This window comes from Halomonas elongata (assembly GCF_029081005.1).
Taxonomy (GTDB): domain Bacteria; phylum Pseudomonadota; class Gammaproteobacteria; order Pseudomonadales; family Halomonadaceae; genus Halomonas; species Halomonas elongata_B.
Window position 1 is genome coordinate 64,271 of the sequence record NZ_JAJQTQ010000008.1, and the last position, 15,113, is coordinate 79,383.

13 protein-coding genes are annotated in these 15,113 nt (G+C 47.3%); all 13 read right to left on the reverse strand.

Features of this window, described 5'->3' with window-relative positions; all coding sequences use genetic code 11:
• Window position 1: 1 nt before the first annotated feature.
• Window positions 2-1,012: a hypothetical protein gene (locus tag LU493_RS07975; protein WP_275287256.1), complete on the reverse strand. Its 1,011-nt coding sequence runs from the start codon at window positions 1,010-1,012 to the stop codon at window positions 2-4.
• On the reverse strand, window positions 1,009-1,944 hold the full coding sequence (locus tag LU493_RS07980) for a hypothetical protein (protein ID WP_275287257.1): 936 nt from the start codon (window positions 1,942-1,944) through the stop codon (window positions 1,009-1,011). The genes LU493_RS07975 and LU493_RS07980 overlap by 4 nt, the downstream gene beginning before the upstream one ends.
• Window positions 1,944-3,881, reverse strand: a complete 1,938-nt coding sequence (locus LU493_RS07985; RefSeq protein ID WP_275287258.1) for a rhamnan synthesis F family protein — start codon at window positions 3,879-3,881, stop codon at window positions 1,944-1,946. The genes LU493_RS07980 and LU493_RS07985 overlap by 1 nt, the downstream gene beginning before the upstream one ends.
• A 12-nt stretch (window positions 3,882-3,893) precedes the next feature.
• Window positions 3,894-4,940, reverse strand: a complete 1,047-nt coding sequence (locus LU493_RS07990) for a hypothetical protein (protein ID WP_275287259.1) — start codon at window positions 4,938-4,940, stop codon at window positions 3,894-3,896.
• 31 nt (window positions 4,941-4,971) lie between these two features.
• Complete coding sequence (rfbC, locus tag LU493_RS07995) at window positions 4,972-5,520, reverse strand: dTDP-4-dehydrorhamnose 3,5-epimerase (RefSeq protein ID WP_275287260.1); 549 nt, start codon at window positions 5,518-5,520, stop codon at window positions 4,972-4,974.
• An 82-nt stretch (window positions 5,521-5,602) separates the two neighbouring features.
• Window positions 5,603-6,475 (reverse strand): glucose-1-phosphate thymidylyltransferase RfbA, encoded by an 873-nt coding sequence (gene rfbA / locus LU493_RS08000; protein ID WP_275287261.1) that lies wholly within the window; start codon window positions 6,473-6,475, stop codon window positions 5,603-5,605.
• A 79-nt stretch (window positions 6,476-6,554) separates the two neighbouring features.
• A complete protein-coding gene (rfbD, locus tag LU493_RS08005; protein ID WP_275287262.1) occupies window positions 6,555-7,439 on the reverse strand; it encodes a dTDP-4-dehydrorhamnose reductase in 885 nt (294 codons plus the stop codon).
• A complete protein-coding gene (gene rfbB / locus LU493_RS08010) occupies window positions 7,436-8,515 on the reverse strand; it encodes a dTDP-glucose 4,6-dehydratase (RefSeq protein ID WP_275287263.1) in 1,080 nt (359 codons plus the stop codon). Before rfbB ends, rfbD begins: the two co-directional genes overlap by 4 nt.
• Window positions 8,516-8,758: 243 nt before the next feature.
• Window positions 8,759-8,995 (reverse strand): integrase core domain-containing protein, encoded by a 237-nt coding sequence (locus LU493_RS20040; RefSeq protein ID WP_428994547.1) that lies wholly within the window; start codon window positions 8,993-8,995, stop codon window positions 8,759-8,761.
• A gap of 1,017 nt (window positions 8,996-10,012) precedes the next feature.
• Window positions 10,013-10,732, reverse strand: a complete 720-nt coding sequence (locus tag LU493_RS08015) for a Stf0 family sulfotransferase (protein ID WP_275287264.1) — start codon at window positions 10,730-10,732, stop codon at window positions 10,013-10,015.
• Window positions 10,733-11,353: 621 nt separating this feature from the next.
• Window positions 11,354-12,043 carry a sulfotransferase family 2 domain-containing protein gene (locus tag LU493_RS08020; protein WP_275287265.1) on the reverse strand — a complete coding sequence of 230 codons (690 nt, stop codon included), beginning with the start codon at window positions 12,041-12,043 and terminating at the stop codon, window positions 11,354-11,356.
• 10 nt (window positions 12,044-12,053) lie between these two features.
• Entirely contained in the window at window positions 12,054-12,584 is a 531-nt protein-coding gene (locus LU493_RS08025; RefSeq protein ID WP_275287266.1) for a hypothetical protein, read from the reverse strand.
• Window positions 12,577-14,697 (reverse strand): glycosyltransferase, encoded by a 2,121-nt coding sequence (locus LU493_RS08030; RefSeq protein WP_275287267.1) that lies wholly within the window; start codon window positions 14,695-14,697, stop codon window positions 12,577-12,579. The genes LU493_RS08025 and LU493_RS08030 overlap by 8 nt, the downstream gene beginning before the upstream one ends.
• Window positions 14,698-15,113 lie beyond the last annotated feature (416 nt).

A 15,113-nucleotide genomic window follows, 5' to 3' on the forward strand; every position in this document is an offset into this window, starting at 1 on the left:
CCTATTCTTTATAAGAGCACGTCTTCATCAAAGAAATCAACAATTCCGTTTGGACTGCCACCTGCCTTTTTAACATTTGTACCTCATCATACCCCTCCTCTGATGTAACAGTTGAAGAACTCAAAAGATCATTGGGAGTGGCACTTTCCATATAATTTTTGCATATCAGCCTTGCATCATTGCCAAACGAATGAGCAATTTTATCTGATGTTTCTTTTGAAACAAAACCAGGCATTTTTTCAAAAATCAGTGAATTTCTCCCAAGATACGACGACAACAAACCCTTTACGGATTCATCATGTATATCCTTAAACAACCCCGGAGAATATGAAAGAAGCTCACACAAAGCAGGACTTAGGCTAACATTGCTTTCACTTGATTTTAAATCCAGCTCACCAGGAGGGACGTCCAGCTTGTAGAAAAAGTCGTTCAGAAGACTGCCATCTTTCAAGAATTCTTTCTTAACAATAGTTATGCTAAGATTTTCTCTTCCATAAGTATAACTGAAAAACTCTGCAGCAAGCTTGAAGGAGGGATTGTTAACTTTTATAGCTTCATCTACAAAACCCTCAAATGACTTTCCCTTTTTATACCCCCATTGCTGCCATGCCGAAAGCAAAAATTCATCAAATGGCTTTATATAATACAAAACCTTCACTTCGGAAAAATATTTCTTAAGAACATTATGTATATTATAACCAGAAGGCCTTTTAAGCTGGTTGACTAAGTTTTCCGCCGACAAGAGTAAAGTCTTATCTGAAAACTCTTTCTTGGAAAGGATTCTGTCAAGTTTTACTGAAAGCTCACTAGTATCATTGGACTCCATCACCTTACGAAAGAAAGGTCGTGGCGTCTCTCCATTTGGATTAAAACCTTGATCTCCTCTCACTCTCATTTGAGGGTCTGGTATAACGTAACCAGACTTTTCCAATATGAGCCTATTTTTAATAATGGCTCTTTGTATGCTAGTAGAACCACATTTTGAATGACCGGGGTGCAGCACCAGTTTCATTTACCAACTCCAGCTAACTTCTCTAAATCTACACCAGGGGGAAGAACTTTTACAGGCTTATACGTACTCTTCTGAAAACTGGAAAGATCTATGCCATACGTATCAGACAGAAGTTTATTACCTTGCTTAAAATAATCCTCAAAGGCTTGTTGCTCGGGAACTGAAAACAACACGTATCGATCACGCTCCTCCGGAACCTGGCTAGCAAGGTGAATCACATCATTTCTGATTCTGGAAAAGCTTGCATTATCCGTTGCCTTTCGCCCTCTCGCCTGAAGCACAGCTAAACACCGTGTCGGAAGTGAAGGGTTAACCGTCCTGGAGGTTTCGATCTCTTGGTACTTTACTGGAACATTGAACTCGGAAAAGAAATCATCTACCACAGACTTGCTATAGGGAATAACCGTGACGTTTTTTGCGCCAACCATATTCCCCCACTGCTTAATATTTTGATAGAAATTAAGCCAGTTAATATTCCGCATCGCTAAAGAAAACAGTGATGCGCTATAGCGAACATTGGGGTCTTTAACCAACTGATTGAAAAGTGACAACAAGAGCTCTGACTGAGAGCGAACAGTAAAAACCACTCTCACGTTATCGAAATACTGGCTCACAAACTCTTTGAACTTTGGGTTGTTGAAATAAAAAGGTGAGAGCTCTGAAGACACCAAAACATTAGGAGATGGTGAGGCTTCCATCTCCAGCCGAAGAGTTTCTAAAGCCTCGGCAGGTGACATATCACTTTGATAAGCCCCGCTACCCTTGAATGAAAGGGCGAAGGGGTGGTGAGAATGATCCGGCCACTGCAGGCTCTGCGGATAAAGAATACCCTTTTCCAAAAAATCAGCATGTTGTTGCTGAATTTGCGACTGAATTGCAGAAGTACCAGTTTTGGACCAGCCAACATGCAAATAGAGAGTGTCTTTTTTCATCATTCACCAATAAAGGGGTTACGTCCAACCTGGCTGACCAGCTTGCCCCACTTGAGGATTTGGGTTTCATCGAGCGCATCATCGCCCTGCAGGACGTCGGGGAAACCCAATGCCTTCCACTTGTCCATTGGGTGCAGGATATGAAAGGTTTTAAAGCCCAGGTCGCCAGGTAATTGTGCGTCGGCTACCACGTTGTCGCCAATATGTAGATGCCGCTGAATGCCTTCATCAGCGAGATCCTGCTTGACCATGTGCCACATGGTGCCATTGTCCTTGCGTTTCTGCTCGGCGCTGGAGACCATCAGCCGGTAAGGAACACTGACCCCGGCTTTCTTGAGCATCAGGCCTACCTGGCCACGCGTGTAATAAGTGTCCGATATCACCCATAGCTTATGCCCAATACTCCCGAGGTGGTTGAATAGCTCGACCATCTCGTTCTTCGCCTGAATCATTTTTAGATCCAGTTCGAACTCTTCCTGCATCAAGCGCGTAGCGTCATGATCCGAGATACCGAGGGTCTTCCCGACTTCCTTGTATATATTGCGTATATCGACATCGCCCTTGAAATTCGCTTGCTTCCTGAGTGTCAGCTCTGCCTCGTTGCGAATATCCACGAAGGCTTTGGCTGAGCGAACACGGCCACTGTCGACCAGTTGCTGTCCGAGCTTGAGCTTGGCGTAGTCAGGAACCGTATACTCTCGCCTGACAAGTGTATCGAAGACATCGAAGCTGATACATTCATGCGCCTGAATGGCCGGTAAATGCTGCTCCAGCCCGGCCCCCTGGTAACTACTGAAGATATAAGAGTAGTCACGAGTAAACTGCCCCGTCGGAGGGTAATAGAAAAACTCTTTATATCCTCTTTTCTCGGCGACATTACCCACCACACGCTCCAGGGCATGCAGCATGGAACCATCATTGGGTAGAGGCTCTTCGGGGAAGTCCTCATAGGCCCAATGCTTCGACAGAAGGTCTTTCAGTGCGTGCGGGCGCGCCCAGAACATTCCGCCAGCGGGATAACTCAAGAAGCCGCTGTTGTGATGCAAGTCGAGTTCTTCTTCCCACTTGCGCATGTAGGGCGTATTCATGGTCAAGTGATTGACCCAGGTTGGCATCATCCAGAATGTCGTTGGGTAATAGACGCCAAGCTCATCGTCTTCCGCAAAGCTGTTCAAGATACCAGCTGCCACCGCCGGATCCCGCAGCAGATATTCTGTCAGGTAATCCGCCCACTGGGTCTGCTCTTTCCCCGAGTAAAGCGATTTCTTTGAATGCAAATGGCAGAAGAGATCGTACTCCTGGAGTATTTCAGCATATTCGACCAACATCGGGCCGAAATTACGACCGCGGTTGGGTACGACACGGATTTCCAGATTCTTGACTTTCGGGTGTTGCCCAAAGGTTCGCTTCGCATGCGCTACCAGCTCTTCACTGGCGAGCGTCAAGAGCACATCCAGCTCTATCGGAAACTCATTGAGCGCTTGAGCGAAACGGTCGATAAAATCGTCATAGAAAATATGCAGGCAAGCCGCTACCTTCAGCTTTCCAGCTTCAGGAGTGACTTCACGCTCTGGCCTCAAGGCATTCCGTGGCGCCCAGCGCGGCGCATAGGGTGCATAGGTTCTACCTTCTTGCTTGCCATGCAGTAAATAGTGGAGAAGCGGACTCACCTGCCCATGAAACACATCCATGTACGTGCGATGGTAGGTTTCGGTATCAAAGGCGGGTGAAGGGTTGACCGGCGCGAAGCGTGATTTGCGCACATAATCCTTGAAGGCTTCAACATTGCTGGAAAATGTTCGGCCGTAATGTTCTTCATACCAACCCGGGTTGAAAAGCCCCAATGATACCGCTTCATCAGTCAGCTTCTCGTAATTAATGCCTCGTGCAGCACCCGCCTTCAACCTCTTTCTCAGCGACTTAATATCCTTGATCATATCCATTCCCGATTAGATGCCGAATATCTGCAGAGGAGACACCATTCCGTTACCGGTAATATCATCATCGGCCGTGAACAAGTGCCAGGCGGCTTGAGGTATCGCGCCGGGGCGAGTAGAAAACACCTCGAATAAGGTCTCCACCTCATCCTTGGTATAGGTGACGTCATTCCGGAGGTTGTCTGTTACCGACTCCACGGCCCCTTCGAGAACAGCCTGAAGGTTCTGGTAGTAGCGCTGGCTCGATGCCTCCCGACCGTAGAAGAAGACATATTCACCATCCTGTGACTCTCGAACATCGACGACCTGACCATGTGGTGCCGTCATCATGCACTCCAGCAGCAGCGAACGTTCCAGCATGGTGTAATTCTGTTGCCAATCGACACCTTCACGGAAAACGCCGCTGAGCCGAGCCGTGTTATCGCCGATTTCTTGCTTCCCGGGCTTCGTGGCAATGAAATAAAGGCCTTCCGTATCACGACCCAGGAAGCTCGTGCAGAGCTTCTGAATAGAACCGGAGTAGCCAACATCCAGCATCAAGGGAACGGGATTTTCTTTACTGAGTCCCTGAGTATGGAAATAGTTTTCCACGGCTTCGCGCGTGTGCTCGACTTGCTTGCTCAACCGATCATTATGAGGCTCGAGCCATTCGCGCACATTATCAGCATCGTCCGGCAAGGAAACACCGAAACCCAATACCTCCTCGGGCATACAGGCGAAGGCCTCGTGCATCTGCAGACCGAAGCGCTTCATCAACAAATCGAGGACCGTTCCCTCGAAATCCATCTTCAGAGCAACAGTATACGTTAATGGCTCCCCTAGCATGGCCCGGAACAACAAGGTTCGGGAAAGCCTCAGGTAGACCGGGGGATGATCCAGGTGAATCAGCCTTTCCTCGGAAAGGCGCGTCAGCAGCTGATGGATCAACCAACCTTCCCTGGCCAGGCACACAGGCAACTTCCCCTCTGCATGCTTCTCCACCTCTCTTACATAAGCCGTAAGGGAGGGGCCCAGAAACGCAGCGCCGAATTCTTTCAGCGCAGTATAGGTTTCTTTCATATCATCCCTGTTATATGAAATGTGATATCAATCAAGCGAATTTCGCTGCGGCATCAAAGGTATCACCTTGAGCATCCTTTTCGGAAACGCCTGGTGGTTGACCATTTACCAGTGGCCAGTCAATGGCCAGAGACTCATCATCCCAGCGAATGCAGTATTCGTCGCCGGGATTATAGTAATCCGTACACTTGTACTGAAATTCTGCCTCGTCGCTTATCACGTAGAAGGCATGCGCAAACCCGGGCGGTACCCACAGCATCTGCTTATTGTCTTCGCTGAGACGAGCCCCCACCCATTGTCCGAATGTCGGGCTATTCTGGCGCAGATCAACCGCTACATCGAATACTTCGCCACGAGTCACGCGGACCAGTTTCCCCTGGGGTTTTTCCAGCTGATAATGCAGCCCCCGCAGAATGCCGTGGCTGGACTTGCTATGGTTGTCCTGCACGAAGGTGAAATCCCCACAGTGCTCCTCGAACTCTCTCTGGCGAAAGCTCTCCATGAAGAACCCGCGCTCATCGCCAAACACCTTGGGTGTGAGCAGTACCACCTCGGGAATATCCAGCCGAGTGTAATCCATCGTATATCATCCTCATCAGCAGCAAGGGTGGCCAAGCCACCCTCGCGATCGACGTTGACCAGCTTTAGGGGGGCTAAATCACCTAGGTCGACAATACATGCAGCAGGTACTGGCCATAGCCCGTCTTTTTCAGGGCCAGGCCACGCTGCTGCATGGCGTCACTGCTGATCCAGTCCTGGTGCCAGGCGATTTCTTCCAGGCAGGCAATCTTGAGGCCCTGACGGTGCTCGATGGTCTGCACGTACTGGCTTGCCTCCAACAGGCTGTCGTGAGTGCCGGTATCCAGCCAGGCAAAGCCGCGCCCTAGGCGTTCTACGACCAGATCTCCGCGTTCCAGATAGGCATTGTTGACGCAGGTGATTTCAAGTTCGCCTCGATCCGATGGCTTGACCGACTTGGCGATTTCCACCACGTCATTATCGTAAAAGTACAGCCCGGTGACTGCGTATGGGGATTTGGGCTCCTTGGGCTTCTCTTCGATCGAGATGGCTTTGCCGTTATCGTCGAACTCAACCACACCGAACCGCTCGGGATCTTTTACCAGATACCCGAAAACGGTCGCACCGCTTTCCTGGCTTGCTGCGCGTTTAAGCTGCTCCGAGAAGTGCTGACCATGGAAGATGTTATCGCCAAGCACAAGGCAAACCGGGTCATTGCCGATAAAGTCTTCACCGATCACGAAGGCCTGGGCCAGGCCATCCGGGGTGGGCTGCTCGGCGTACTCGAAGCGGACACCAAATTGTTCTCCGCTCCCCAGAAGATGCTTATACTGGGGAAGGTCTTCCGGCGTCGAAATAATGAGAATTTCCCGGATGCCTGCCAGCATGAGTACCGAGATCGGATAATAGATCATCGGTTTGTCATAGACAGGTAAGAGCTGCTTGGAAACGCCATGAGTAATCGGGTGCAAGCGGGTACCGGAACCACCGGCCAGAATAATGCCTTTCCGTGCCATATAAACACTCCTTATTTAGTTCTGATTGCAACCAGTCTCTCGACGCGGAAGGACCACGTTCAAACGCTCAAGTATACGCCTAGCACTTCAAAAATTCGTCGAGAGTGAGCTCTAGCTGTGCCTGCCAATCCGGCAGCGAAATGTCGAGCGATTGCTCCAGTTTATCCAGTGCTAAACGTGAGTTGAGAGGCCGTGTCGCCGGCGTCGGATATTCCGTCGTCGGAATACCGGCAACTTGTGCAGGGTCAATGGCGAGCGACTCCCCCGCCTCACTGGCCATGCGGAATATCTCGCTGGCGAAGCCATGCCAGCTCGTTTCCCCACGCGGTGCGAGGTGGTACAAGCCGCTTTCGACTTGCCCCCGCTGCAGGCCATGCAAGGCCATCAACGTCACATCCGCGATCAACCGTGCCGGCGTCGGTGCACCGATCTGATCATTCACGATCTTCAGTGCGCTACGCTCGCGAGCCAGGCGCAGCATGGTCTTCATGAAATTATGGCCACGGGCACTATAGACCCAACTGGTGCGCAGGATCAGGTGCTGGCAGCCACTGGCCTGTACTGCCACATCACCTGCCAGCTTGGTGGTGCCATAGACCGATGCCGGCCCGGTGGGGCTTCCCTCCTGCCAGGCCTGATGACCATCACCGGGATAGACGTAGTCCGATGAGTAATGCACCAGCGGAATGTCACGCTTGCCCGCGTAAGTGGCCAGTTGCTCTGGCAGCTCGGCATTGAGCCAATGCGCCAGCTCGGGCTCCTCCTCCGCCTTGTCCACCGCGGTGTAGGCTGCCGCATTGACGATCACACCCGGCGCCAGTTTTTCGAGGTAATCGGCCACGGCCTCGGCATCGGCAAGGTCCAACTCATTGCGACTCGGGGCGATCACCTCACCCAGAGTGGCAAGGCGACGCTGCAGCTCGAAACCGACCTGGCCAGATGCACCCAGTAACAATAGCGTCATGTCAGCACTCCCAAACGCTCACCACGATAGCTGCCATCCTGCACGCGCTGCCACCATTCCCGGTTCGCCAGGTACCAGTCAACGGTCTTGCCCATGCCGGACTCGAAGGTCTCGGCAGGCGTCCAGCCAAGCTCTCGTTCGATTTTTGAGGCATCGATCGCATAACGCACATCATGCCCGGGTCGATCGGCCACGAAGGTGATCAGATCCTCGTAGCGGGCCACACCCCCCGGCTTGTCAGGCACGCGTTCCTCGAGCAGGGCACAAAGCGTACGCACCACCTCGATGTTGGCCTTCTCGTTGTGCCCGCCAATGTTATAGGTCTCGCCGACCTGCCCCTCGCTCGCTACCTTGATCAGCGCTCGAGCATGATCCTCCACGTACAGCCAGTCACGAACCTGCTGACCGTCGCCGTACACCGGCAGCGCCTTGCCTGCCAGCGCATTGAGGATCATCAAGGGAATCAGTTTCTCCGGGAAGTGATACGGACCATAGTTGTTGGAGCAATTAGTGATCAGCGTGGGCAGCCCGTACGTTCGCTGCCAGGCCCGCACCAGATGGTCCGAACTCGCCTTGCTCGCCGAATAGGGCGAACTGGGCGCATAGGGGGTCGATTCCGTAAACAGCTCGTCGGTACCCTCCAGATCCCCATAGACCTCATCGGTCGAGATATGGTGGAAGCGAAATCCGGCCGCCTTCGCCGGGTTGCTGGCCTGCAACCCCTGCCAATACGTACGAGCCGCCTCCAACAGCACCGTGGTACCCACCACATTGGTCTGGATGAACTCGGCCGGCCCATCGATGGAGCGGTCCACATGGCTTTCCGCCGCCAGGTGCATCACCACATCGGGCTGATGGGCCTCGAGAGTGGCACGCATCGCCTCGGCGTCGTCGATATCCGCCTGCACGAAATGATAGCGCGGCTCCTTCTCGACGCTTGCCAACGATTCGAGATTACCCGCGTAGGTCAGCTTGTCGACATTGACCACACGATGATCGGTATTCTCGATCAGTTCGCGTACCACCGCGGAGCCGATAAAGCCGGCTCCGCCAGTCACTAGAAAGGTTTTAGTCATGGGTTACACATATCTCTACAGTGAGTGAGTCAGGATCGGCAGACTGCCTCAGCATTCTATAGCGCAAATAGCCTTCCGCTTTTCATGCCTGTCACACTGTGCTTTTTCTACAGTGTTTAAAAATAATCTCTGAAAATTACAATGCCTACACAGCGAGCCCGAAAGCTCATAAGATCTCTGTGTGAAATTGGCCAACATATGGTATAGCGCGTCTAGTTGTAATGCCCCTAGTTTCTACACACCCTACGCGACTAACGCCGGGTGTGATCGGGGTGCCACATAGTCCAGAGACTGATGTGGCTGCTCTTCGTTGTAGTACCGGATCCAGCGGTCAATCACGATTCTGGCTTTGCCCAGAGACTCGAAGCGATGGAGCCAGATGCACTCTTCCTTCAAAGAACGGAAGAAACGCTCGACGAACCCGTTCTGCTCCAGGGTATACGGCGTCGTGAACTCCTGCGTGAGGCCATAGGCCTTCACCGTGCCCGTCTAGTGGCGACTGCTGAAAACGAGCCCGTTATCTGACCGAAGGGCCAACGGTTGATACACACGTACCAGCGCCCCCAGCCGATAGATCAGCGCTTCCTCTAGCGCGGCCTCCGTGGTCTTGTGCTGCCATTGTCCGATAATCGCCAGCCGAGGATTTCTCGTGTGCAGCAGTCGATGATCACCGCCAGGCTGGCTCGCCGATCCTTTCCACACCACACGTCGGTGAGAGTGATCGCCCATCACTCATCAGGACTCGAGGCGACGGATGGAAGACTCCTGCCACGAGGGGGAAGCCCTGAGGCCGCTTGCGCACTTGCCGGCCTTTGAGTTGAAGAATGCGCTGGATCGGCTTGCGGCTCTCCCCAGGACGCACATAGCCATAGCTCCAGGGCCAGCTTCAACTAAGCCGCCAGATCGGTATTCATGGCACACTGCCGCGGTTTGGGCTAGTAATGCAGGCTACACCGGGGCAACCCCAGCCAGCGGCAGAGCTTGGCGAGCGATACCACATGGCCCTCTTGGACCAGTTGCACCTGTAGCGACCTTACGAGTTTTCGTCCTCATCGAGCAGGCGCTTGCATTTTTTAGCTCATAGATCTGCAGATGGACCTCGCCCAATGCCTCCTTGGTCGCCCGGAGCTCGGACTCACACGTAGTGTTTACCTTGCAAGACACCTATAACCACGAAAAAAGTTTTTCTTGGTGGCTCATCACTTAATCAAGTTATTTTTCTCCCCCCCCTTCCTTCTAGTGGCTTAATTATTACCTGCATCACTCGCAGGGGGGGGGGATATTTTATCTTGCCCAGAAAACTCTAAAAACTATATCCGAATATATAAAATTTTTTTCTCAAAATCTTTTTTCCTAAAGACAGACAAAAAATGTAGAAATGAGAATTATTAAAAAACTGCAACCAAGATCTTAATATCAAAAACAGCCATAGTCGAAAGCAATTAGCTATAGCACTTAAAAACCACAAGCATTCAACTTAAAAGTCAAAACTAAAAACTAACAAACTGAAATTCGACGAAAAAACTCTTCTCGGTACTTATCAACCCACTCAGAATTCACCGAACCAGACTGTTTCTGCAATTTAACATTAACATCTTCTGTCCTGATCAAAGGCTGCACTCCCAGGAAATCAAACACCTTATTCATCACACTAACTGGCTCATGATTTAAATCTTCATACATTATAGGGAGGAAGCAAAACCCCACACTTGACATGAAGGAAAACTGCTCAGATAGGGTTCTGGAAAGATTTTTAACAGTCAAGTTAACTGAGTCATAATCAAAATCATCACCAGAGACCGAAGCTCTACCCTCTACATTCGATACCCATTGTTTAGTTCTTTTTGCTATTTCAAAGGAAATTGCTTGGCGCAAAACATCTTTTCTGTATGTCAGCAAAAACTCACAACCTTCAAAAGAAACACCATTAGAAACCAACTCTTTAAGCTGAACTAAGCTTACTTTTATCACACTTCTTTCATGACACAGTGTGGCGACATAATCTTTAAAGCTTTTAACCCCTTCATTTTTAGCTTTAATCATGGGCCCTGGGTTAAAAACCTCCATGCCGCCGCTCAGATTAAGCGATCCTTTTAAGTACTGGACCAACAAATTAGAACCTGTCCTATTAGAAAATAAAACGACAACAGCATTCTGTATTTTAACACCATCATTCCAACTCCCTCCCCATATTTTCTCAAAATGCTCATACCTCATACCTTAAACCTCTCAACCAAAAGGAAAACTTAATAAGAAAATAAACACAACATTTTATTAAAAATAACAAGCCAAGTCGTTAATGGCCTCTAGTAACTACTTCCTTCTAAGAAGCTAATGACTAGCATAAAGGCAATTGAGGGTCATTACAGCTTCTGCGACTTAGGCCTCTATACAATCGGAAAAGCTTGATAAAAGGTGCTGCATTATCTTCCTCGGCTAGTTGCCCTTCAGCAACTTTCGAACCTTCATCCTTATTAATAATAACGCTTGATTTTTTTAGTACGTCGACCTGAAGATCGGGATTTGACTAGGGCTTCTTGGGATCTTCCAGTGCTTGAGCTCTCACTGCTTTTGAATATCCCTGAGATGCGCATTGCCTTCGCTCTCTATGGCTGCTTAGTCCCCCGTTAAACTCGCCTCTCGACTTCAGGCACAGCGAGATTATGGCAGCGAGCCTCATTCTCAAACGTGATCTTGCCTTTTAAGATATTCATAACCATGACGGCACTTATAATCATTTAATGGAATTGCCGTAGGCTAACCCTATCTTTTGGGTGATATACACTATATCTTTTACAGGTCTTTATAGATCACTTTAAATCAATCAAGAATGGAAAGCTAAAAATCATTAGTCGGCAGAAAAAGCCCATCATGCTTTTTCATCAACCACCAGTACAAAAGAAAGTCTTCTTGGTTATCATCTTTTATTTTTTCTAATGTTTTTGGAGAAATTTTCTCGATTATTGAGTCACCTTTAGAAGATCTATTCTTTGCAGGGTACTGATCCGGGATCAATAATGAGCCATTCTTTTTTGCTATCTCATTAAAACTCGAAGTAAAGCCTCCCAACTTGGAAACATCTCCGACTAAAGAAAAATTCTCTCTGATTGCCACCAGGGCGTCATAAAACCTCTTAGATTTTGAAAAATAAGAGCAAGAAATATTAACAAGCCCTGCTTTCACAATAAAACGATCATAAAAGACATCAAAACCAACTCCCCATTTATCCACTGAGCAAATTTCCTCCCGGAAAACCTCATTATCTCGATATGCCATTTCAAAGTAAGATATTATTCGTAAAAGTGGATTCCTCAATATCGAAACATGGGAAACCTCTACTTGTATCATATCTTTTACGTCAGGGAACGGAAGATGACCACCGACAAAATCATAATCATTGATATTTTTTCCTTCTAGAGCAGAAACCCCCTCTTGCCCTACGATAAGGGTTTTATCAGGATTGTTTTTAAAGATAGTGTCATTAATCGTTGTGCCAGCTGTTTTGGGTATATGATGAAAAAATATCATGCAAAACTCCTTAATAAAAGTAAACAAACTTATTATTGATTAAACACCAATAAATTTTTGCCAAATCAATCCCTTCCACAGTGAAACCGGACCTTCTAAAGCGATCTCCCTTTAGATTCGCTATATCTTCACGCTCATAAACATTGGCACAAACGGTTCTTTCCCCATCACAAACAACAAAGCTATTTAGAGGCTCATGGAAATCCACCCAACCAATAGCTTTATCACTCTCTTCCACATCAACATGAACAGGATCTTCCCCCCCCCCCTTCAACTCCTCCAAAGAAACCTCTTGGTCTTTTATTTCCGCAGCGACCTCCTTAACAGGAAACGCAGAGCTTAACGTTATCATAAATCCTGAAAAAAGTGCTTTTCCATAACTTTGGACATCAGGCCTAGGATAAGAAGAATAGAAAATGGGCATCAAACCGGATTGCCCACCAAGTATAACCTTAACCTCTGAAGGAGCCCCATTTGGTAACGGATCTGCCCAACCGCAAAAATGGCCGCTTTCATTTATATCTATATAGTAACTACTCATACACCACCTCAACTATTTTTTTTGCAGCTACTTCAACATAGTGGCCTTCAAAGGCATTATGAGCTATCCAGGATTGTTTTTTCAAGGAATCATAGCTCGATCTCATCTCTTCAATTTTATTTACAGATGATAAGATATCGCCATAATCACCTATTAAACATCCGGCATTACAATCTTTAAGTAACTTAGAGCTCCCCCCATTGGACCTATAAATCGGTACAGCACCACATCTTACACTCTCCATCAACAATAAGCCGAGGCCCTCATAATGGCTAGCATCTAGATAAAACTCCACCTTATTAAACAGGTCAATTTTACCCTTGTAATCTAAAAACCCTAAATTTGTACAAAAATTACTTACCGAATTTGACTTTTCAGCATCCCCAAAACTATAAAACTTATACCCATAAGGCTTAAGCGCCACTATCATTGCAGCAATATAGTCTGCACCTTTATCTAACCGCCCATTAAATTGGACAGCTACTGATTTTTCCTCCCTTCTAAACCCCATATCATAATATCTATCTTCCGCAGGGCCATATGGGACTACAATGGGGGCTTTATCACACCATGGCTCAATGATTTCTTTTAAGTATTCAGAAACAGCCCAAATATAATCAAATCCACTATACCCTTTTACTACTTCGCGCAAAGCCCTACCCTCTGAGAAAGAGAACTCTGGCCCCTGAACAAAATAAGCTGTTTTTAACGCTCTCTCATTTGCTGCTTTTTTTACAAAGGAAACGGTGTCACTTGATGTGGCGACTAAAAATTTGGTTTTATCAAGAGTAGCACCTAATAAGCTTTTATCCTCAACATGAATGCACTCACATTCATGTTGATGGAATCGTTGATATGGCTTACTAAAGACGATAACCCGTGCAGGCGTGCCTAATTCGCAGAGCTTTTCACAAAGATCAAAAACCGCCTTTACACCTCCAATTCGACGGTCATTGGTTGGTAGTACAAAAGTGACATACACTGACTCAACATTTAACTGCCAATACAACCTAGAAATTTTTTGTATTTCTTCTTTATTTTGAGTTATGAGAAAGCTTTTTTCTGATAGCCTAGAATCAAGCGCATTCCCCCACTTCCTCATAAATGCAGCAAAGTTATTCCTTTGATATACCTCGCGATCTCCAGTGTGCGAGAAGCTAGCACCATGCTCATGGTAGACACAGAGGTTATCTACAACTACTCCTCTATAGCCTTTATTTATAGACCTGTAGTATAAATCAGAATCATCACCATATCCATTATCAATAAACTCATCGAACAACTTTTCCATCTGAAGTTTAGAATTATCTATACCTAGTAAATAACCAACATTGGTCTCAGCATCAGGATACGTTGGCTCTATCATTGACAGTGCTCTATCGAAATCCCGCCAGTTTTGAAATATATTCTCTGGAGCTTCGAGATTTTCTCCGCCATAAGCATAGGGGGTAGACAAGGCAACTGCATCTAGCTCACAAAGTGGCTTTAACAGCCTATTCACCCCTCCACTAGGAACTTTTACGTCACTCGTCCATAAGATAAAAAAGCCATCTTGACATTCTTCAAACATTGAGTTGCAATTCCTAACAAACCCAACATTCTCTTTCTGCACCTTTACTTCTAAGGGAACCAAAAACTCTTCTGAAAAAATTTTTAAATGCTTTTTTGTCATCTCCTCATTTTGAAAGTCAATAGAAACAACTACTTTACAGCCTATATCATAAAGCTCGCGCTCTATATCCCTAAGGTTATTAACTATGCACCTTGAATAATAGGTGCTTCCATAAATCGGTATCCCCAGAATAACATTTCTGGCTTCAACAGGTGGGTAACTTGATATTCTTTCTTCAATGTTGACAGGATCTTCTTTTAATGGACTACCATTTTTATATGCAAAATCACACTTGCTTGAAGCTAGATAAAGATGCTGCTCTGAATCGACAAACTCATACTCACCATCTATGTCAGAATAATCCTTGCTCCTCCTGAAAAAAATTGTTGTATTCAAGAAATGAACAAGAAACTCTTTTTCCTCTGGGAAAGCGGACGCTAACGATGAAACATCCTTGTGCGTATAGTTATCGAAGGGGATTTTAAAACTTTTTACACTCACAGCACATCTCCACAGATTAAGATCATCATAAAGAAACAAGGGTAAATATGATTTAGGCTATAATATATAGGATATCTATTTCACATCAGCCTGCCACCTTGCGTATGGAGGGTTTTATCTTCCTTTTTTTATATACCCAAGTGAAACAGGGCACGACATTGGACTTCATCCCCAGATACTTATTTATTTGTACATTATCTTCCTACCGATGGGCTAAAACATCGAAACCCACGACCGCGAAGTTTCTCATAACTTTTCATATTAAAAGCATAAGCTTTTCATGCCAAGATTCCGGTGATAAATGAAGAGATATACTGGGCACTGACGCGCTCGGATCTAGTACGTTTCCCTCTTCTTACTAATGATGATAAATTGCAAAGGCCTGACATCAGTCTAATAAAGATGTTACACCTCCA